Source organism: Streptomyces atratus (genome assembly GCF_040655115.1).
Taxonomy (GTDB): Bacteria; Actinomycetota; Actinomycetes; order Streptomycetales; family Streptomycetaceae; genus Streptomyces; species Streptomyces atratus_D.
This window is the reverse complement of sequence record NZ_JBFAJH010000002.1, coordinates 141,977-162,097: the sequence shown is the minus strand read 5'-3', so window position 1 is coordinate 162,097 and position 20,121 is coordinate 141,977. Positions and strand designations below refer to the sequence as shown.

Here is a 20,121-nt window from a genome sequence, read left to right as displayed (position 1 = left end):
AGGGCCCGTGAAGGGGACAAATGAACAGCGGGCGGGCTTGCTGTCCGGCATCGGCGCCTATGGTCTGTGGGGAATCGTCCCGCTCTTCTGGCCGCTGCTGAAGCCGTCCGGCGCCATCGAGATCCTGGCCCACCGCATGGTCTGGTCGCTCGCCGTCGTCGGTATCGCGCTGCTCGCGCTGCGCCGCTGGGCGTGGATCGGCGAGCTGATACGCCGGCCGAAGAAACTGGGCCTGATCACGGTCGCCGCGGCCGTGATCACCGTCAACTGGGGTCTGTACATCTGGGCCGTGAACAGCGGCCACGTCGTCGAGGCATCGCTCGGCTACTTCATCAACCCCCTGGTCACCATCGCCATGGGCGTCCTGCTCCTCGGCGAACGGCTGCGCCCCGTGCAGTGGGTGGCGGTCGGCACGGGCGTCGCGGCCGTGCTCGTGCTGGCGATCGGTTACGGACGTCCACCGTGGATCTCGTTGACGCTGGCGTTCTCCTTCGCGACGTACGGCCTGGTGAAGAAGAAGGTCAACATGGGCGGCCTGGAGTCGCTCGCCGCCGAGACAGCGGTGCTGTTCCTGCCCGCGCTCGGTTATCTGCTGTGGCTCGGCCTGCAGGGCGACTCGACGTTCGTCTCCGGAGGCGCCGGCCATGCAGCGCTGCTCGCCGCGACGGGTGTCGTGACGGCCACGCCGCTGGTCCTCTTCGGTGCGGCGGCGATCCGCGTCCCCCTCTCGACGCTGGGCCTGCTGCAGTACCTGGCGCCGGTCTTCCAGTTCGTCCTCGGCATCCTTTACTTCCACGAGGCGATGCCGCCTGAGCGCTGGGCCGGGTTCGCGCTGGTGTGGCTGGCGCTCACGCTGCTCACGTGGGACGCGTTCCGGACGGCGCGGCGGACGAGGGCGCAGGCCGCGCGGCTTGCGGCGACGGCATCGAGGACGGCGCCGGAGCAGACGTCTCCGGAGGCCGGCGCGGGCTCCTCCTCGTACGCAGCCCGAGAGCAGTGATCAGCGCGCCCAGCGTCACCATCGCCACCGGCACGACGAGAGCCGCGCGGAAGGCGTCCAGGGTGGGGGGTGGCTCCGCGCGTGCCGTCCGTTCCCGCCGAGGCGAGCCCGTACACGGCCGTCACCGCGGAGATGCCGACCGCCGGGCCGAACGGGGTCGAGGTGTGGACGGCGGTCGTCACGAGGGCCTCACCGACGACGCGGGGCACGCACGCTCGGCGTACGGGATCACCGAGGACGCCCTCGTCCTGGCCCGCCCCGACAACGTGTGGGGCTGATCGAGCGGGCCACGGACCACGGGGCCGTCGCGGGCCACCTCGACAGCGCCATCAATGTGCCGCTACGGCTTGCGGCCCACCCCACTGTAGGCATCGACTGACGTCGAGGTGCCGGACGCACTGCCGGGTTCAGGGCGCCACTGCGTGACCTGGGCGATTCCGGGGTCGACCAGGTCGAGGCCGTCGAAGTATCCGGTGATCTCTTCGAGACTGCGCACGTAGTAGGGGACCGCTCCGCTGGAGTTGTACGCCTCCGACGCTGCGACCATGCCTGCGCTGGTGGAGGTGGAGTCGCTGATGACCAGATAACTGCCGGACGGCAGGCCTGCCATGAGTTGGGATATGAGACCTCTGGCCTGGTCGTAATCGGCGACGTGGCCAAGAGTATTGAGGATCATGAGGGCAACCGGCTGAGAGAAATCAAGCGTCTTCGCGGCGGCCTTCAAGACGGCCTCGGGCTCATACAGGTTGGCGTCGAGATACGCCGTTTCTCCCTCAGGCGTGCTGGTGAGCAGCGCGCGGGCATGGGCCAGTACCAGCGGATCGTTGTCGACATACACGATCCGCGCATCCGGTGCGACCCGCTGGGCGACCTCATGGGTGTTGTCGGCGGTCGGCAAACCGGTTCCAATGTCCAGGAACTGACGGACCCCCTGCTCCCCGGCCAGATACCGGACCGCGCGCCCGAGGAAGTGACGGCTCGTGAGTGCTACGTCGACGAGTCCGGGGAAGATCTCCTTGATGTGGTCTCCGAGCTCACGGTCCGGCTCGTAGTTGTCCTTGCCGCCCACGAAGTAGTTCCAGAAGCGCGCGGAGTGCGGCGTACTCGTGTCGATCCGTGCGCGTATCTCCGCGGCGGAATCGAGTCTGGGGTCACGGTCTGACACGGGGGTGCCTCCTGCGGGTCGTTGTTCAGGCGATCACTCACAACCTAGACGTTCCCGCAGCTCTGTGCGCACGCTTCCGGCCGTCCCAAGTTCTCGTCATGGGCGGGGCTTTGGCGGGTGTCACCAGCACATGGACTCAGGACCGACAGCAGTGATCGGCATGCACGATCGATCGCTCGCTCTGCGTAGTTCCTGCGCATATGCTCCTGCCGGGCTGTCCACCGCGCCCCGATCCCCGACCGTCCGCGCAGGTCAGGGCCGTACGCCCGGAAGCGGATCTCCCTAGGGTTGTGGCATGCCCACACCCACATATGCCCTCGTCGCCACGGACCTGGACGGCACCCTGCTGCGCCGCGACGACACCGTGAGCCCCCGCTCCCGTGCCGCGCTCGCCCGGGCCGCCGCGGCGGGGGCCCGCCACATCATGGTCACCGGACGGCCGGTGCCCGGTATACGGGACCTGCTCGCAGGGCTGGAGTACCGGGGTCCGGTGGTCTGCGGGCAGGGCACGCAGCTGTACGACGCCGGGGCCGGGCGGATCATTCGCGCGGCCACCCTGGACCGGGACCTGGCCGACACCGCGCTCGGCAAGATCGAGGCCCAGGTCGGGCCGGTGTTCGCGGCCGTGGACCAGGACGGAACCGACGGGCGGACACTGATCGAGCCGGGGTACCTGATGCCCCACCCCGCATTGCCCGCCGTACGGGTCGGCCACCGCGAGGAACTGTGGGCGGCGCCGATCATCAAGGTCCTCGTCCGCCACCCCGATCTGACGGACGACGCCCTCGCGGACGCGGCCCGCGCGGTCGTCGGCGACCTGGCGACCGTCACTCTGTCCGGCCCCGGCACAGTCGAACTCCAGCCGTACGGCGTCGACAAGGGCACCGGGCTGGCCCTGGCGGCCGAGGCCCTGGGCGTGGATCCGGCGGCCACGATCGCCTTCGGCGACATGCCCAACGACCTGCCGATGTTCCGCCGGTCCGGGCACAGCGTCGCGATGGCCAACGCCCACCCCGAGCTCAAGGCGGCAGCGGACGAGGTGACGCTGACGAACGAGGCGGACGGGGTCGCGGTGGTGCTGGAGCGACTGTTCGGCTGATCCCGACCCGTGCGCGTGTTCCCGGCGGCGCACCGGGCGCCCGGTTCAAACATCTATGCACGTGCATATAATGTGGACGCGCATAGTCGGTGCGCGCAATGCATCCGATGCATCCATGGGGAGACGCCGCCATGACCACCACTCGTTCGTTCCTGTTCCTGCTCGGCAGCAGCCGTTCCGACGGCAACACCGAGGAACTCGCCCGGCTCGCCGCCGAGCAGCTGCCTCCCGAGACCGAGCAGCGCTGGCTGAACCTGAACGAGCTGGCACTCCCCGACTTCGAGGACCTGCGGCACGAGGGCGACGGCAGCTACCGCGCGCCCACCGGGAACGCCGCCACCCTGCTGGACGCGACGCTCGGCGCGACCGATCTGGTGCTGGCGTCGCCGCTGTACTGGTACGCCATGTCCACCTCCACCAAGCGGTACCTGGACCACTGGTCGGGGTGGATGCGGGTGCCCGGCGTCGACTTCAAGGAGCGGATGGCCGGGCGGACCCTGTGGGGCGTCACCGCGCTGGCGACGGCCGACCCGAGCGTGGCCGAGCCGGCTACCGGAACGCTGCGCACGATCGCGTCGTACATGCGGATGGAGTGGGGCGGGATGCTGCTGGGGCTCGGCAACCGGCCCGGTGACGTACTGGACGACACGGCCGCCGCCACCCGCGCCAAGACCTTCTTCGGCTGACCGGAGCGCCGGCCGTCAGTTGCCGGGCCCGCTCCGGTACCGCCGCACCGGGAACGCGACCACCAGCGCGGCCACCACGGCGACGACGGCCGGTTCGGCCGTGCCGATCCCGGAACCGGACACGAGCAGCACGGCCGGCAGGATGACGAGGGCCAGGGGGTGTCCGGCCCTGATCCGCCGGACATCCCGTAGGTGATCCCGTCAAACCGGTCGGGGGACGGCTCGCCCGGCCGACGGCACGGACGGGCCCGGCGAACGCCCGCCCGCTCAGGCCGTGATGTCCTTCGCCGTGAAGCGCGCCCACGCCGCCGAGCCGAACACCGCCGCGTACAGCCCCTGCAGCCCCAGGTTCTTGACGATCCCGTCCCAGTAGACGGGATCGCGCAGCAGGTCCGCGAAGGACATCCAGTAGTGCGGGAAGAGATACGGGTGGATGCCGCTCAACTGCGGAATCGTGTCCAGGATCTGCACGGTGATCAGCACCCCGACCGTCGCGGCCATCGCCGCGATCCCGCTGCCGGCGAGTGTCGAGACGAACAGCCCGAGCGCCGCGAACCCGATGAGTGACGCCGCCACCGTCACCGCGATCAGGCCGGCCCGCAGCAGCCCCTCGCCGACGCCGATCCGGGTCCCGGAGATCGTCGTGACTTCCCCGACCGGGAAGAGCAGCGCCCCGACGGCGAGCGCCGATACCGCCACGACGAGGGTCGCGGTCAGGCAGAACGCGAGGGTGGCCGTGTACTTGGTGAGCAGCAGCCGGGTCCGGCCCGCGGGTGCGACCAGCAGATAGCGCAGGGTGCCGGCACCGGCCTCGCCCGCGATCGCGTCGCCCGCGACGACGCCGACGGCCAGCGGCAGGAAGACCGGAAGCGTCACCGCGAGGGCGGCGAAGACCAGGAACAGGCCGTTGTTGGTCACCTGGGAGAGGAACGCCGGGCCCCCGCCGTGGGGCGGTCCGGCAGGCGAGCCGTCGCTCGTCTGGATCCTCACCGCGATCCCGATCAGTACGGGGACGGCGGCCAGCACCCCGAGCAGCGCGAGCGTGCGCCCCCGGCGCAGGGTCGTGGCCAGTTCGGAGCGGAGAATCCCGAATGTCCACAGCGGGTTGCGGGACCGTCCCGCCCGTACGGGGGCGACTTCAGCCTGCGACATCGAAACCCTCTCCGGTGAGTGCGACGAAGGCGTCCTCCAGCGAGGCCCGCTCGACGCCGAAGGACCGTACGCGTACGCCGCCGTGGACCAGCGCCCCGCTCAGGTCGGCGAGTTCGACCTCGCGCGGTGGGGGTTCGGCGGTGACCCGGTCGCCGTCGACGGCGATACCGGTGACGCCGTGTTCCTTGAGGACACGGGCGGCGTCGGCGGGGTCGGGGGTGGTGACGGCGAGCCGGCCGCGGGTGCCGGCCGCGAGGTCGGCGACCGGACCCTGGGTGATCAGCCGCCCGCGGGCCATCACCGCGGCGTGTGTGCAGACCTGTTCGATCTCGTCGAGGAGGTGGGAGGAGAGAAAGACGGTGGTGCCGTCCGCCGCCAGTTCCCGGACCAGGGTGCGGATCTCGCGCATGCCCTGCGGGTCGAGTCCGTTGGTCGGCTCGTCCAGGACGAGGAGGCGGCGCGGCTGCAGCAGGGCGGCGGCGAGCCCGAGGCGCTGCTTCATGCCCAGCGAGTACGCCCTCGCCTTCTTGCCCGCCGCGGCGGCGAGCCCCACCCGGTCCAGGGCGGCGGCGACCCTGGCGTGGCGCGTGCGCGGATCGGCGGTCGGGTCGGCGGAGTCGTACCGTACGAGCTTGTCCCGGCCGGTCAGGAACCCGTACAGCGCGGGTCCTTCGATCAACGCCCCGACCTGCGGGAGTACGGTGCGGGCGGCGCCCGGCATGGGGTCGCCGAGGACCCGGGCGGTGCCGGACGTCGGGGCGATCAGCCCCATCAGCATCCGGATCGTGGTGGTCTTCCCTGAGCCGTTGGGCCCGAGGAAGCCGAAGACACTGCCTTCGGGGACGCCGAGGTCGAGTCCGTCGACGGCGAGCTGGCCACCGCGGTACCGCTTGGTGAGACCCCGGGTCTCGATCACGGCCGTTCCGGTCCGGGTCACCACCGAGGACTCGGTCACGGCACCGGGCTCTGTCATGCGCAACTCCCCATGGTTCGGGTCACGGAACGCCCCGCCGTACGGAGGGTACGGCGGGGCGGTGGTGCGGTGCGGCAGGTGCGGGAACGTCAGTTGGCGGCGTCGGCTGCCTCGACGAGCGCGTCCTTGGTGACCGCACCGACGTAGACCTTGCCGTCGTCCGTCATCAGGGCGTTGACCAGGCGGGTCTTGAAGACCGTGCCGGAGCCGAACTTTCCGGTGACCTTGTCGCCGAACGAGTCCAGGAACTGCTGGGCCGCGGGCGGAACATCCGCGGAATTCTCCGACGAGGGGAGCCCCCCGCCGCCCGGTGCCTCGATCGCGTAGATCGCGCCCCAGCCCTCGCCGATGACCTTCGCGCCCTCTCGGCCGGCGAACCCGTCCAGACCGGCCAGGCCCTCCGGCCCCGTCGCGCCGTTCTTCTCCGCCCGCTTCTCCGTCTTCGCCTCGTCCGCCTCGGTCACCTTGGTGCCCTTGGGCGGGGTGAACGTGAACGAGGACGCGGCGGGCTTGCCGAAGTCGACGCTGGTGAACCCGGCGTCGATCGCCGCCTTGCCGCCGCTGCTCGGGGAAAGGGTGAACTTCAGCGGTACGCCGTTCTTCGCGTCGACCGCGACCGTGATCGCGCCGATCGTCGAGCCACCCTGCTTGGGCTTGATGACCAGCTTGTACGCGTCGCGCCCGGCGACCTGCGCCGTGCCGCCGACCGTGACCGAGGTGGTGGAGTCCGCCGCCTTCAGCGCCTGTTCGGCCAGCGCCTTCGGCGTGGCCGGCACGCCGTCCGGGGTGGTGTGCCCGCCGCGCTTCTCCGCGTCCGGGGCCTTGTCGATGGTCGCGTGGTACGCCTCGTCGGACTTGCTGTCGTACGCCCAGAGCTGGTCCCCGTTGCGGATCACGCTGTACTCGGCGGCGCTGTCCAGGATGGAGACGCGCTGCTTGTCGGGGCCGTCGGCGGCCACCCGCAGCGTGTGCGTGCCGGAGGCGAGCTCCGTCAGCCTGTCCTTCGGGGCGGCGCTCGAACCGCCCTGCTCGTCGCCGCCGGCGCTCCGGGCGAACGACTCGGTCAGACCGCCCAGCGACGGGATGCCGAGGTCGGTGCTGACCCGCACCGTGCCGGAGAGCTGCTGGGTGTCCGAGGCGGCGATCTTCTCGATGAGCTGCTGTGCGCTGATCTTCGGCAGCTGGGGATCACCGGAGTCCGCGAGCGCCGGGACCAGACCGATCGTCGCGGCCGCCACCCCCGCCACCGCGACGGGGACGACGTAACGGGCCGCCTTTCTGCGGGCGGCCGTGGTGCTCGTGGCGCTGCCGGTGGTCTCTGCGCTGTCGTTCGGTGCCATGTGTGCCCTACCTCCGTGGTCGGCGGCTTCCGTCCGGATGCACTCGCCCACTCCATGCCGCCGTTCTCACCCGATGTGGTCAGGAGTGGTTGTTCTCCATCTGACCAAAATCACCGGGCGGAATCATCAGCCCCCGGAAGCAACCGCGCATACCTCTTCGGTATGACACCACACGGTCGTCCCTCCCCCGACCCGTAGGGGGAGGGCCGTCGAACGTCCCCGGGTCCGGTCGTCAGGACCGGGAGCCTCTCGTCCGGATCATGCCGGCTCGCGGGGCCCGGAAGACCCTAGCCCGCGCGGTGCACCACGGCGTCGCACAGCTCTTCCAGTGCGGCCTTCGCGTAGCACTCGGGGAGCGACTTCAGGGCCGCCCGCGCCTCCTCCGCGTACCGGACGGTGTCGCGTCGGGCCTGCTCCAGCGCCGGGTGCGCACGCAGCCGGCAGAGCGCCTCGGCCAGCCGGTCGTCGTCGCTCAGGTCGCCGTCCAGCAGCTCCAGGAGCTCCAGGTCGTCCGGCTTGCCGCCGGCCGCCGCCTGCGCGCGCAGGCGCAGGACGGGAAGCGTCGGGATGCCTTCGCGCAGGTCCGTGCCGGGGGTCTTGCCGGACTCGTGGCTGTCGGAGGCGATGTCGAGCACGTCGTCGGCGAGCTGGAAGGCGACGCCCAGCCGTTCCCCGTACTGGGTGAGGATGTCCACGGCGGACTCGTCGGCGCCGGCCATCATCGCGCCGAACCGGCAGGCCACGGCGATCAGCGAGCCGGTCTTGCCGCGCATCACGTCGAGGTAGTGGTCGACCGGGTCGCGGCCGTCGCGCGGGCCCGCGGTCTCCAGGATCTGTCCGGTGACCAGGCGTTCGAACGCCTCGGCCTGGATGCGTACGGCCTCCGGGCCGAGGTCGGCCAGGATGTGCGAGGCGCGCGCGAAGAGGAAGTCGCCGGTGAGCACGGCCACCGAGTTGCCCCAGCGGGTGTTGGCACTGTCGACGCCGCGGCGTACGTCCGCCTCGTCCATCACGTCGTCGTGGTAGAGCGTCGCGAGATGCGTCAGCTCGACGACCACGGCGGACGGCACGACACCCGGCGCGTCCGCGTCGCCGAACTGGGACGCGAGCATCGCCAGGAGCGGCCGGAAACGCTTGCCCCCGGCGCGTACGAGATGCTGCGCGGCCTCTGTGATGAAAGGGACTTCGCTCTTGGTGGCATCCAGCAACCCCGCCTCGACAGCGGCCAAACCGGTCTGGACAGCGGCCTCAAGAGCCTGGTCCCGCACGCTCAGTCCGAACGGCCCGACGACGGTCACGAGGGGATCTCCTGTCTGCTGGCGATCACACGGAATGTCGATGTGTCGCTGTCATCACTCAAGTCAGCGTATCCGGTCCCGTTTGGATCACCGTGGGCGCCTTCCCGCCACCATCGGTATGTTCGTGATCAGCTCATACGATCAGGAGTAGCCCCTTTGTCCCACAGCACTGCCGCTCACGACCTGGCAGAGCCACCACCCGCCGACGACCACGTCTTTTCCGGCCGGCCACGGGGCTGACGACCCTGTCCGGCCCGGAGGTCCGGGGCGGTTCTCGTTCCTCGGCACACAGGCCGTCCCGGTCCTCCAAGTCGCCGCACGGCGGCGAACCGGCACCGTGGCGAACGGCACCGCGACGCCGGCCGGTGCGGCCGGCATCGCGGCCGGCCCCTGGCTCAGGCGCACCATGCACCCCGCCCACCGAGGTACCGCCATGCACATCCGGACCACATTCCCGTATGACACCACCCATGAGGACGTCCGCATCCTGCTGCCGGACGGCACACGGCTGTACGCGCGGATCCGGCGGCCGGTCAACGGCGACCCCGTGCAGGCCGCTCCTGGAGTACCTGCCGTACCGGCTGAGCGACTGGACGGCACCGCGCGACTGGCAGCGCCACCCCTGGTACGCGGGCCACGGCTACGCCCCTACTGGCCGTGGATCTGGCCGCAGGCCGGTTCGACCGCTTCACGCCGGACGCGGACGGCAGCTTCGTCGAACTGCCGGTGCGCCGCCACACCGAGGATCCCTCGATCAGGTTCGAGCAGGCGGAACTGTCGGAGCCGCTCGGGGTCGTCCAACCGGTGACACTCGACGAGCCGCGACCCGAGCGGCTGGTCGTCCGCGATGTCGCCCAGGGCGAATGGCGGCTGGAGGTCGACCCGCGCCACGGCGGTACCCGCGTCCACCCGGACGGTCTCGAATTCACCGAGGACGCGGTGGAGACGTAAACGATCCAGGAGAACGACCCGCTGTCCGCCCGCACCCGCTCCGACCGGACGATCCGGCTGCACCGGCCGGAGATGGCCTGGGACGCGCGGATCGAGACGCGGTCCGAGATCCGTGCGGACGAGCCGACTTCATCACGTCCGACGAGGTGGTGTGCAAGGACGGCGGCGAGATCGTCTTCCACCGGACCTGGGAGAAGCGGATCCCGCGCACAGCGGGCTGAAGAGACCGCCGCACCCCCACTCATGTGGGGGTATGCCGGAACTTTCCGGTCATTGCGCGCAGTTGAGGCACTGCCGCGGGGCAGCGACACCGACGTAACGTGTCCCCCAAGCGACCTGGAAAGCGAGGCAGCAACAGATGCCCGAGCAGAGCAGCCCGCTCGATCTGGCCGAGGGCGACCCCTTCGGTCCGCACAACCTTCCGTACGGGGTGTTCTCCACCCACGACCACCCCGAGGACCGCCGGATCGGCGTCCGTATCGGCAACCACGTACTGGACGCCGGAGCCGCTGCGCACACGCTCGGCTCGCCCTGCACCCAGCTCCTCACCCAGCCGGACCTGACCGCGCTGCTGTCGGCGGGCCGCACGGCGTGGCGGGACGTCCGGCGGGCATTGACCGCGTGGGTGACGGTCCCGGCGCACCGCCCGGACATCGAGCCACTGCTGCACCCGCTCGGGTCGGTGACGCTCCATCTGCCGTACGCGGTCGCGGACTACGTCGACTTCTACGCCAGCGAGAACCACGCCACCAACGTCGGAAAGATCTTCCGGCCGGACGGTGCCGCACTGACGCCGAACTGGAAGCACCTCCCGATCGGTTACCACGGCCGGTCCGGCACCGTCGTCGTCTCCGGCACGGATGTGGTGCGCCCATCCGGTCAGCGCAAGGCGCCCTCCGACACCGCCCCGCTCTTCGGCCCCTCGGTCAAGCTGGACATCGAGGCCGAGGTCGGCTTCGTGGTGGGTGTCCCCTCGGAGCAGGGGCGACCGGTCGCGCTCGGCGAGTTCCGCGACCATGTCTTCGGGCTCTCGCTGCTCAACGACTGGTCGGCGCGTGACCTCCAGGCGTGGGAGTACGTCCCCCTGGGCCCGTTCCTCGGCAAGTCCTTCGCCACGTCCGTATCGGCGTGGGTGACGCCGCTCGAAGCGCTGGAAGCGGCCCGGATCGCCCCGCCCGCCCGGGACGTCCCGCTGCTCCCGTACCTCGACGACACCGGCGAGGAGGAGCCCGGCGGCCTCGACCTGCGGATCGCGGTCGCGATCAACGGGCAGCTGGTGGCCGAGCCCCCGTTCGCCACCATGTACTGGACGGCGGCCCAGATGCTGGCCCACATGACGGTGAACGGCGCCTCGCTGCGCACCGGCGACCTGTACGGCTCCGGCACGGTCAGCGGCGCCGAGCCCGGACAGCGCGGCTCGCTCCTGGAGCTCACCTGGAACGGCAGTGAACCGCTGGAACTCCCCGAGGGCAAGCGGACCTTCCTGGAGGACGGCGACACCGTGACGATGACGGCCTGGGCACCGGGACCGGACGGCACACGGGTCGGCCTCGGCGAGGTCACGGGACGGATCGTGCCCGCGTCGTGAACCCCACTCTCCCGGAGCCCACGCTCCCCGAGGAACTGCTCCTGCTTGCCCTGGACCCGCGGCGCGGCAAGCCGTACTGCCGAAACCGTTTCCTGGAGTACGCGGTGGCGGGCGCGGTCCTCGCGGAGCTGGAGCTCCACGGCCGGATCGCCGAACAGCTCGGCCGGATACGGGTGATCAGTCCGCTCGCTCCCCAGGACCCGCTCCTCGCGCAGGTCCTGGGGAGCCTGCCCGCCCCGGACGAGGGCGGGCTCGCGGGCGGCGTCAGCGCGAAGCGGTGGATCCGGCGGACCGGCCGGTACGTCGAGGAGCTGTGCCTGGAGCATCTGGTGGGCCGCTCGGTCCTGCGCAGGGAGACCCACCGGCTCCTCGGTCTGCTCCCCTACCACCGCCACCCGGCGGCGGACCCGGCCGGACCGGCCGCGGTCCGGGAACGCTTCGCGGCCGCCGAGGCAGCCGGCTTCCCGGACCGGCGCAGCCGCACACTGGCCGCGCTGATCTCGGCGACCGGCCTGTCGGGCGCCGTGGCACAGGGCGGCTGGAGAAGCCGTTCGACGATGCGCGACCTGGTGCACGACGAGTGGACCGCGTACGCGGTGCGCCAGAACGTACGCCAGGACAAGGCCGACCGGAACGGCACAAGTGCGGGGGGCGGCGGGGGCGGCGGGGACGACTGACCAGGGCAAGGTGGCCGGGGACAGGCGCCTGACCGGTGGCTGACCGGGGCAGAGGCCGGCCGGGTCTCCCGACGGTCAACAGTGCGCGGGGCGTTCACACGTTCGGTGGAGCCCTATCCCATTCCCGGCGGATACGCTGGAAAGTCCCGCGAGACTCCGACGCATGGGAGCACTGATGAGCGTCGAACCCGAGGCCCCCGAGCCGCGGTGGGCGGTTCCGCCCGTGGGCGGCTGGACCGCCGATGACCTGGACCGGCTTCCGAATCTGCCTCCGCACACGGAGCTGATCGACGGGAGCCTTGTTTTCGTGAGTCCGCAGAGCCTGTTCCGTTCACGGGCGGTCGACTTCTTCAACTGGCAGTTGCAATCACTGGCACCAGGCGACCTTGAGGTGGTGCGCGAGTTCACCATCGACATCGACCGCTACAACCGGCCCGAACCCGACGTGATCGTCGTCGACGGCGAGGTCATTCAGGACCCGGACCAGACCCGCTTCCCCGCGGAGTCGGTACAGCTGGCCATCGAGGTCGTGTCTCCCGAGTCGCGGTCGCGGGACCGGGAGACCAAGCCGGTGAAGTACGCCCGGGTCAAGATCCCGCACTTCTGGCGGGTGGAGAACCAGGACGGCCGAGCCGTGGTCTACGTCTTCGAGCTGGAACCCGCCACCGGCGCCTACATCTCCACCGGCATCTTCCACGACCGGATGAAGGTCTCCGTGCCCTTCCCGATCGATCTCGATCTCACCGCGATCACCCCGCGACGGCGGGCGGCGGACCCGGAGTAGTCCGGCCCCCGCCGCCCGGCCCCGGGGCTCACTCGTACTCGGGTGGTTCCTCGTCCCAGCCGAACTCCGGGTCCGCCGCCGGAACCGCCTGCGCTCCCGGAACCGGGGCCGACGTCGGGGCCGGAACCGGGGCCGACGTCGGGGCCGGAGCGTGGTGCGGGACCGGTGCGGGTACCGCCTCCGGCTCCTCGGGCCCCGCGTCCCCGAACAACACCAGCACCTCCAGCACCCCCTCCCCGTATGTCGCCAGCTTCTTCTCGCCCAGGCCGCCGACACCACCCAGCTCCTCCAGGGAATCCGGCCGCACCGTCGCGATCTCGCGCAGCGTCGCGTCGTGGAAGATGACGTACGCCGGGACGCCCTGCTCCTTCGCCCGGGCGCCGCGCCAGGCGCGCAGCGCCTCGAAGACCGGTACGGCCTCCGGGGCCAGTTCGGCGACGGCCGCCGAGGCCTTCGCCCTGCGTTCGCCCTTCGAGGAGCGCGACGCGGGCTTCGCCGCCTCTTTGCGGAGCCGCACCTCGCGCTCGCGGCCGAGCACCGAGCCACTGTCCTCCGTCAGCACCAGCGTGCCGTACTCGCCCTCGACCTCCAGCAGGCCCTGGGCCAGCAACTGTCGGACCACGCCCCGCCATTCCGCCTCGGACAGCTCCTCGCCGATGCCGAAGACCGACAGCTGGTCGTGGTCGAACTGGATGACCTTCGCGGTCTTGCGGCCCAGCAGGATGTCGATGATCTGGCCCGCGCCGAACTTCTGGCCGCGCTCCCGCTTCAGCCGGACCACGGTGGACAGCAGCTTCTGCGCGGCCACCGTGCCGTCCCAGGTCTCGGGCGGGGCGAGGCAGGTGTCGCAGTTGCCGCAGGCCGCCGTCTGCGGCTCTTGGCCGAAGTACATGAGCAGTCGGGCGCGGCGGCAGTCGGCGGTCTCGCACAGGGAGAGCATCGCGTCGAGGTGGGCGGCCGCGCGGCGGCGGAACGCCTCGTCGCCCTCGCCGCCCTGGATCAGCTTGCGCTGCTGGACGACGTCCTGGAGGCCGTACGCCATCCAGGCCGTGGACGGCAGCCCGTCGCGGCCCGCGCGGCCGGTCTCCTGGTAGTAGCCCTCGACCGACTTCGGCAGGTCGAGGTGGGCGACGAACCGTACGTCCGGTTTGTCGATGCCCATGCCGAACGCGATCGTCGCCACGACGACCAGACCGTCCTCGCGCAGGAACCGCGCCTGGTGGCGCGCACGCGTCCCGGCGTCCAGACCCGCATGGTACGGAACCGCCTCGATGCCGTTGCGGCAGAGATACTCGGCGGTCTTCTCCGTCGAATTGCGCGACAGGCAGTAGATGATGCCGACATCCCCGGCGTGCTCCTCCTTCAGGAAGGCGAGCAGCTGCTTCTTCGGATCGGACTTCGGCACGATCCGGTACTGGATGTTGGGCCGGTCGAAACTGGCGACGAAGTGTTTCGCGTCGGGCATGCCCAGACGCTGGGTGATCTCCTGGTGCGTGGCGTTCGTCGCCGTGGCCGTCAGGGCGATCCGGGGCACGTCGGGCCAGCGCTCGCCGAGCACGGACAGGGCCAGATAGTCCGGCCGGAAGTCGTGGCCCCACTGCGCGACGCAGTGCGCCTCGTCGATGGCGAAGACGGAGATCTTTCCGCGGGCGAGCAGATTGAGTGTGGAGTCCAGGCGGAGCCGCTCCGGCGCGAGGTACAGCAGGTCGAGCTCACCGGCGAGGAATTCCGCCTCCATGACCCGGCGCTCGTCGAAGTCCTGCGTGGAGTTGATGAACCCGGCGCGCACACCGAGCGTCCTCAGCGCGTCGACCTGGTCCTGCATGAGCGCGATCAGCGGTGACACGACAATGCCCGTACCGGGTCTGACCAGGGCCGGGATCTGGTAGCAGAGGGACTTCCCGCCACCGGTGGGCATGAGGACGACCGCGTCCCCGCCCGACACCACATGGTCGACGACCGCTTCCTGTTCGCCGCGGAACGTCTCGTACCCGAACACCCGGTGCAGCGTCTGCTGCGCTTCGGTCTCGGCGCTCTCGGTCACATCCATGGTCCCGCCCGTCCCGCTCATCGCTCTGTCCCCCGGGGTCCGTCCCGTTCTGTCCTGCGCCGTCCCCTGCCACGATAAGCGCCGCCGGGGACAACGCCCGCCACGCTTGACATACCGCGCTGCCTGCCGGTCCCGGAACGCCGATCGCCGGGCGGTCTCGGAATCGAGCCCGCCCGGCGATCGCGAGTGGAACGGCAACCGGGAAACCGGTCGGCCGCTCCGCGTCACCTCACGAACACTCCCGACTGGCTCGCCAGGTCGAGGAAGTACTGCGGGGCCAGGCCCAGCACCAGGGTGACCGCGACGCCGACCGCGATCGTCGTCATCGTCAGCGGGGACGGGACGGCGACCGTCGGGCCGTCCGCCTTCGGCTCGCTGAAGAACATGAGCACGATGACCCGGATGTAGAAGAACGCGGCAATGGCCGACGAGATCACACCGACCACGACCAGGCCGCCCGCGCCGCCCTCCGCCGCCGCCTTGAAGACCGCGAACTTTCCGGCGAAGCCGGAGGTCAGCGGGATACCGGCGAAGGCCAGCAGATACACCGCGAAGACCGCGGCGACCAGCGGGGAGCGCCGTCCGAGGCCCGCCCACTTCGACAGGTGTGTCGCCTCGCCGCCCGCGTCGCGCACCAGCGTGACGACGGCGAACGCGCCGACCGTCACGAAGGAGTACGCCCCCAGGTAGAAGAGCACCGAGGAGATGCCACTGGGGGTCGTCGCGATGACACCGGCGAGGATGAAGCCGGCGTGCGCGATGGAGGAGTAGGCCAGCAGCCGCTTGATGTCGGTCTGGGTGATGGCGACGATCGCACCGCCCAGCATCGTGACGATCGCGACGGCCCACAGCACCGGGCGCCAGTCCCAGCTGAGGCCCGGCAGCACCACGTACAGCAGGCGCAGCAGCGCACCGAACGCGGCGACCTTCGTGGCCGCGGCCATGAACCCGGTGACCGGGGTCGGGGCGCCCTGGTAGACGTCCGGGGTCCACATGTGGAACGGGACGGCGCCGACCTTGAAGAGCAGCCCGGTCAGGATCATCGCGCCGCCGATCAGGAGCAGCACGTCGTTGCCCATGGTGTCGGCGAGCGCCGGGTCGATCTGGGTGACGGAGCCGTCGACCACGTTGGCGATGGTCGCGTACGAGACGGAGCCCGCGTACCCGTACAGGAGGGCGATCCCGAAAAGCAGGAACGCCGACGAGAAGGCGCCGAGCAGGAAGTACTTCACCGCCGCCTCCTGCGACATCAGCCGCTTGCGGCGGGCGACGGCGCACAGCAGGTAGAGCGGGAGGGAGAAGACTTCCAGGGCCACGAAGAGCGTCAGCAGATCGTTGGCCGCCGGGAAGACCAGCATGCCCGCCACGGAGAAGAGGACCAGCGGGAATACCTCGGTGGTGGTGAAGCCCGCCTTGACCGCGGCCTGCTCGCTCTCGCTGCCGGGCACCGAGGCGGCCTGTGCGGCGAACGAGTCGACGCGGTTGCCGTGCGCCACGGGGTCGAGCCGGCGCTCGGCGAAGGTGAAGACGGCGACCAGCGACGTCAGCAGGATGACGCCCTGCAGGAACAGGGTGGGGCCGTCGACGGCGATGGCACCCATCGCGGCGATGTGCGCCTTCGTCGTGCCGTACCCCCCGGCCGCGAGGCCGATGACCGCGGCGAACGCGGCGGCGAGGGCGACGACGGTCAGGAAGACCTGTGTGTAGTAGCGGGCCCGGCGCGGCACGAAGGCCTCGACGAGTACGCCGACGACGGCGACACCGATCACAATGAGGACCGGGGTCAGCTGGGCGTACTCGATGACCGGCGCCTTGAACTTCTCGTCCGGGGCGGCCGCTGTCACCTCGCCCGCCATTGTCCACAGGCTGTGGACAGCTGTTGCGCTCACTTGGCGGCCTCCACCTCAGGCTGGGGGTCCTTCTTGTGTACGTCCGACATGGTGTGCTGCACCGCCGGGTTGACGATCTCCGTGAGCGGCTTCGGGTAGACGCCCAGGAAGATCAACAGCGCGACGAGCGGGAGGACCACCACCAGCTCCCGGACCTTCAGGTCGGCCATGCCCTGGACCTCGGCCTTCACCGGGCCCGTCATCGTCCGCTGATAGAGGACGAGGACATAGAGCGCGGCGAGCACGATGCCGGAGGTGGCCACGATGCCGGCCGCCGGGTAGGCACTGAACGTGCCGACCAGGACCAGGAATTCGCTGACGAACGGCGAGAGGCCGGGCAGCGACAGAGTGGCGAGTCCGCCGATCAGGAACGTGCCTGCCAGAACCGGCGCCACCTTCTGCACCCCGCCGTAGTCGGCGATGAGCCGCGAACCGCGCCGGGTGATCAGGAAGCCCGCCACCAGCATCAGCGCGGCCGTCGAGATCCCGTGATTGACCATGTAGAGCGTGGCGCCCGACTGGCCCTGGCTGGTCATCGCGAAGATGCCCAGGATGATGAAGCCGAAGTGCGAGATCGACGCGTAGGCGATCAGGCGCTTGATGTCGCGCTGGCCGACGGCGAGCAGCGCCCCGTACACGATGCTGATCAGCGCGAGGACCAGGATCACCGGCGTCGCCCACTTGCTGGCCTCCGGGAACAGCTGGAGGCAGAAGCGGAGCATCGCGAAGGTGCCGACCTTGTCGACGACCGCGGTGATCAGGACGGCGACCGGGGAGGTCGCCTCACCCATGGCGTTGGGCAGCCAGGTGTGCAGCGGCCAGAGCGGGGCCTTCACCGCGAAGGCGAAGAAGAACCCGAGGAACAGCCAGCGTTCGGTGCCGGTCGCCATGGAGAGCGAGCCGCTTGCGCGGGCCTCGGCGATCTCGGAGAGCGAGAAGGTGCCCGCCACCACGTACAGGCCGATGACGGCGGCCAGCATGATGAGCCCGCCGACCAGGTTGTAGAGGAGGAACTTGACCGCGGCGTACGAGCGTTGCGCCGCGGCGTTCTCGTCGCTGCCTGTGTGGGCCCGGTCCCCGAAGCCGCCGATGAGGAAGTACATCGGGATGAGCATGGCTTCGAAGAGGATGTAGAAGAGGAAGACGTCGGTGGCCTCGAAGGAGAGGATCACCATCGCTTCGACCATCAGGATCAGGGCGAAGAAGCCCTGGGTGGGACGCCAGCGCGAGGACTTCGTCTCCAGGGGATCGGCGTCGTGCCAGCCGGCCAGCATGACGAACGGGATCAGCAGGGCGGTGAGCGCCAGGAGCGCCACCCCGATGCCGTCCACACCCAGTTCGTACCGGACGCCGAAGTCCTTGATCCAGGCGTGCGATTCGGTGAGCTGGTAGCGGGCGCCGCCGGGCTCGAAGCGGGCGAGCACGACGCCCGCCAGGACGAGCGTGGCCAGCGAGAAGAGCAGCGCCAGCCATTTGGCTGCGGTGCGCCGGGCGGCCGGGACGGCGGCGGTGGCGATCGCGCCGATCGCCGGGAGCGCCGCCGTCGCTGTCAGGAGGGGAAAGGACATGGTGATCAGACCGCCCTCATCAGCAGGGTCGCGGCGATGACGACCGCCGTACCGCCGAACATCGAGACCGCGTAGGAGCGGGCGTAGCCGTTCTGCAGCTTGCGCAGCCGGCCGGAGAGCCCGCCCATCGATGCGGCCGTGCCGTTGACGACCCCGTCGACCAGGGTGTGGTCGACGTACACCAGGGAGCGGGTGAGGTGCTCGCCGCCGCGGACCAGGACCACGTGGTTGAAGTCGTCCTGGAGGAGATCACGGCGGGCGGCCCGGGTGAGCAGCGAGCCGCGCGGGGCGACCACCGGGACCGGTCCGCGCCCGTACATCGCCCAGGCGATGGCCACGCCGATGACGAGCACCACCATGGTGGCGGCGGTGACGGTCGCGGCACCGACCGGGGCGTGCCCGTGGTCGTGTCCGGTGACCGGCTCCAGCCAGTTCAGGAAGCGGTCGCCGATGGAGAAGAAGCCTCCGGCGAAGACCGAACCGAACGCCAGGACAATCATGGGGATCGTCATCGACTTCGGGGACTCGTGCGGATGCGGCGCATGACCTTCCGCGTCGGGCTGCCAGCGCTTCTCGCCGAAGAACGTCAGCAGCATCACGCGCGTCATGTAGAACGCGGTGATCGCGGCTCCCAGCAGCGTGACGGCGCCGAGGATCCAGCCCTCGGTGCCGCCCTTGGCGAACGCCGCCTCGATGATCTTGTCCTTGGAGAAGAAGCCGGAAAGTCCGGGGAAACCGATGATCGCCAGATAGCCGAGACCGAAGGTGATGAAGGTGACCGGCATGTACGTCCGCAGGCCGCCGTACTTCCGCATGTCGACCTCGTCGTTCATGCCGTGCATGACCGAACCGGCGCCGAGGAAGAGCCCGGCCTTGAAGAAGCCGTGGGTCACCAGGTGCATGATCGCGAAGACATAGCCGATCGGGCCGAGCCCGGCGGCCAGGATCATGTAGCCGATCTGCGACATCGTCGACCCGGCGAGGGCCTTCTTGATGTCGTCCTTCGCGCAACCGACGATCGCACCGAACAGGAGCGTGACGCCACCGACGACCACGACGGCCAGCTGCGCGTCCGGGGCGGCGTTGAAGATCGCGCCGGACCGGACGATCAGGTAGACGCCCGCGGTCACCATGGTGGCGGCGTGGATGAGGGCCGAGACCGGGGTCGGGCCCTCCATCGCGTCACCGAGCCAGGACTGCAGCGGCACCTGGGCCGACTTGCCGCAGGCGGCGAGCAGCAGCATCAGGCCGATCGCCGTCAGCTTGCCCTCGCCGGTCTCCCCGGTCGAGGCCAGGACGGGACCGAAGGCGAACGTGCCGAACGTGGTGAACATCAGCATGATCGCGATCGACAGGCCCATGTCGCCGACCCGGTTGACCAGGAACGCCTTCTTGGCGGCGGTGGCCGCGCTGGGCTTGTGCTGCCAGAAGCCGATCAGCAGGTACGACGCCAGACCGACGCCCTCCCACCCGACGTACAGCAGCAGGTAGTTGTCGGCGACGACCAGCAGGAGCATCGCGGCGAGGAACAGGTTCAGATAGCCGAAGAAACGGCGGCGGCGCTCGTCGTGCTCCATGTAGCCGATCGAGTAGATGTGGATCAGGGTGCCCACACCGGTGATCAGCAGCACGAACGTCATCGACAACTGGTCGAGCTGGAAGGCCACATCGGCCTGGAAGCCCTCGACCGGGATCCAGCTGAACAGCTTCTGGTGCATCGCCCGGTCCTCGACGCCCTCTCCGAGCATGTCGAGGAAGAGCACCGCACCGAAGACGAACGACGCGGCGGCGAACAGGGTGCCGAGCCAGTGGCCGGAGCGGTCCAGCCGTCGGCCGCCGCAGAGCAGCACGGCCGCTCCGAGCAGGGGCGCCGCGACGAGCAGCGCAATGAGGTTGTCCAC

The 20,121-nt window shown here is 70.2% G+C and carries 15 protein-coding genes and 1 pseudogene; 7 read left to right on the top strand and 9 right to left on the bottom strand.

Annotated features, from left to right (window positions below):
* Positions 1-7: 7 nt before the first annotated feature.
* Positions 8-1,000 carry an EamA family transporter RarD gene (gene rarD, locus AB0I23_RS03720; RefSeq protein ID WP_359106516.1) on the top strand — a complete coding sequence of 331 codons (993 nt, stop codon included), beginning with the start codon at positions 8-10 and terminating at the stop codon, positions 998-1,000.
* Positions 1,001-1,340: 340 nt separating this feature from the next.
* Here the strand turns inward: rarD and AB0I23_RS03715 are convergent, their stop codons facing one another.
* Positions 1,341-2,165, bottom strand: coding sequence for an SAM-dependent methyltransferase (locus tag AB0I23_RS03715; RefSeq protein ID WP_359106514.1), 825 nt, complete (start codon positions 2,163-2,165; stop codon positions 1,341-1,343).
* A gap of 295 nt (positions 2,166-2,460) precedes the next feature.
* Here AB0I23_RS03715 and AB0I23_RS03710 point away from each other — a divergent pair, with 295 nt between their 5' ends.
* On the top strand, positions 2,461-3,264 hold the full coding sequence (locus tag AB0I23_RS03710) for an HAD family hydrolase (protein WP_359106512.1): 804 nt from the start codon (positions 2,461-2,463) through the stop codon (positions 3,262-3,264).
* A 131-nt stretch (positions 3,265-3,395) separates the two neighbouring features.
* A complete protein-coding gene (locus AB0I23_RS03705; RefSeq protein WP_359106510.1) occupies positions 3,396-3,950 on the top strand; it encodes a flavodoxin family protein in 555 nt (184 codons plus the stop codon).
* Between the two features lie 267 nt (positions 3,951-4,217).
* Here AB0I23_RS03705 and AB0I23_RS03700 read toward each other — a convergent pair whose 3' ends face one another.
* The 4 genes from AB0I23_RS03700 to AB0I23_RS03685 all read right to left on the bottom strand — a co-directional run bounded on the left by AB0I23_RS03700 (position 4,218) and on the right by AB0I23_RS03685 (position 8,713).
* Positions 4,218-5,102 (bottom strand): ABC transporter permease, encoded by an 885-nt coding sequence (locus AB0I23_RS03700; RefSeq protein ID WP_359106508.1) that lies wholly within the window; start codon positions 5,100-5,102, stop codon positions 4,218-4,220.
* Entirely contained in the window at positions 5,089-6,075 is a 987-nt protein-coding gene (locus AB0I23_RS03695) for an ABC transporter ATP-binding protein (protein WP_359106506.1), read from the bottom strand. Before AB0I23_RS03695 ends, AB0I23_RS03700 begins: the two co-directional genes overlap by 14 nt.
* An 89-nt stretch (positions 6,076-6,164) precedes the next feature.
* Positions 6,165-7,415: a LolA family protein gene (locus AB0I23_RS03690; protein ID WP_359106504.1), complete on the bottom strand. Its 1,251-nt coding sequence runs from the start codon at positions 7,413-7,415 to the stop codon at positions 6,165-6,167.
* 287 nt (positions 7,416-7,702) lie between these two features.
* Complete coding sequence (locus tag AB0I23_RS03685) at positions 7,703-8,713, bottom strand: polyprenyl synthetase family protein (protein ID WP_359106502.1); 1,011 nt, start codon at positions 8,711-8,713, stop codon at positions 7,703-7,705.
* Between the two features lie 649 nt (positions 8,714-9,362).
* On the opposite strand from AB0I23_RS03685, the pseudogene AB0I23_RS03680 reads away from it, so the two are divergent.
* From AB0I23_RS03680 to AB0I23_RS03665, 4 genes and pseudogenes are all read left to right on the top strand, one after another.
* Positions 9,363-9,885 (top strand): annotated as a pseudogene (locus AB0I23_RS03680) (CocE/NonD family hydrolase); the annotation flags it as partial.
* Between the two features lie 137 nt (positions 9,886-10,022).
* Positions 10,023-11,252, top strand: a complete 1,230-nt coding sequence (gene fahA, locus AB0I23_RS03675) for a fumarylacetoacetase (RefSeq protein ID WP_359106500.1) — start codon at positions 10,023-10,025, stop codon at positions 11,250-11,252.
* Positions 11,249-11,929, top strand: a complete 681-nt coding sequence (locus AB0I23_RS03670) for a GOLPH3/VPS74 family protein (protein ID WP_359106498.1) — start codon at positions 11,249-11,251, stop codon at positions 11,927-11,929. Before fahA ends, AB0I23_RS03670 begins: the two co-directional genes overlap by 4 nt.
* A 175-nt stretch (positions 11,930-12,104) precedes the next feature.
* A complete protein-coding gene (locus tag AB0I23_RS03665; protein ID WP_359106930.1) occupies positions 12,105-12,713 on the top strand; it encodes a Uma2 family endonuclease in 609 nt (202 codons plus the stop codon).
* A gap of 28 nt (positions 12,714-12,741) precedes the next feature.
* Here the strand turns inward: AB0I23_RS03665 and recQ are convergent, their stop codons facing one another.
* From recQ to nuoL, 4 genes are all read right to left on the bottom strand, one after another.
* A complete protein-coding gene (gene recQ, locus AB0I23_RS03660; protein ID WP_359106496.1) occupies positions 12,742-14,784 on the bottom strand; it encodes a DNA helicase RecQ in 2,043 nt (680 codons plus the stop codon).
* A gap of 203 nt (positions 14,785-14,987) precedes the next feature.
* The gene (gene nuoN / locus AB0I23_RS03655; protein ID WP_359106494.1) at positions 14,988-16,652 is read right to left on the bottom strand and encodes an NADH-quinone oxidoreductase subunit NuoN; all 1,665 of its coding nucleotides are present in this window, start codon (positions 16,650-16,652) and stop codon (positions 14,988-14,990) included.
* Complete coding sequence (locus tag AB0I23_RS03650; RefSeq protein WP_359106492.1) at positions 16,649-18,220, bottom strand: NADH-quinone oxidoreductase subunit M; 1,572 nt, start codon at positions 18,218-18,220, stop codon at positions 16,649-16,651. Before AB0I23_RS03650 ends, nuoN begins: the two co-directional genes overlap by 4 nt.
* Positions 18,221-18,225: 5 nt before the next feature.
* Positions 18,226-20,121, bottom strand: a complete 1,896-nt coding sequence (gene nuoL / locus AB0I23_RS03645; protein WP_359106490.1) for an NADH-quinone oxidoreductase subunit L — start codon at positions 20,119-20,121, stop codon at positions 18,226-18,228.

Bases quoted from the DNA above. Each gene is read 5' to 3' on its own strand.
- AB0I23_RS03650 (WP_359106492.1), bottom strand. From the start codon at position 18,220: ATGTCCTTTCCCCTCCTGACAGCGACGGCGGCGCTCCCGGCGATCGGC.
- recQ (WP_359106496.1), bottom strand. From the start codon at position 14,784: ATGAGCGGGACGGGCGGGACCATGGATGTGACCGAGAGCGCCGAGACC.
- AB0I23_RS03665 (WP_359106930.1), top strand. From the start codon at position 12,105: ATGAGCGTCGAACCCGAGGCCCCCGAGCCGCGGTGGGCGGTTCCGCCC.
- AB0I23_RS03700 (WP_359106508.1), bottom strand. From the start codon at position 5,102: ATGTCGCAGGCTGAAGTCGCCCCCGTACGGGCGGGACGGTCCCGCAAC.
- AB0I23_RS03690 (WP_359106504.1), bottom strand. From the start codon at position 7,415: ATGGCACCGAACGACAGCGCAGAGACCACCGGCAGCGCCACGAGCACC.
- AB0I23_RS03710 (WP_359106512.1), top strand. From the start codon at position 2,461: ATGCCCACACCCACATATGCCCTCGTCGCCACGGACCTGGACGGCACC.
- fahA (WP_359106500.1), top strand. From the start codon at position 10,023: ATGCCCGAGCAGAGCAGCCCGCTCGATCTGGCCGAGGGCGACCCCTTC.
- AB0I23_RS03705 (WP_359106510.1), top strand. From the start codon at position 3,396: ATGACCACCACTCGTTCGTTCCTGTTCCTGCTCGGCAGCAGCCGTTCC.
- AB0I23_RS03695 (WP_359106506.1), bottom strand. From the start codon at position 6,075: ATGACAGAGCCCGGTGCCGTGACCGAGTCCTCGGTGGTGACCCGGACC.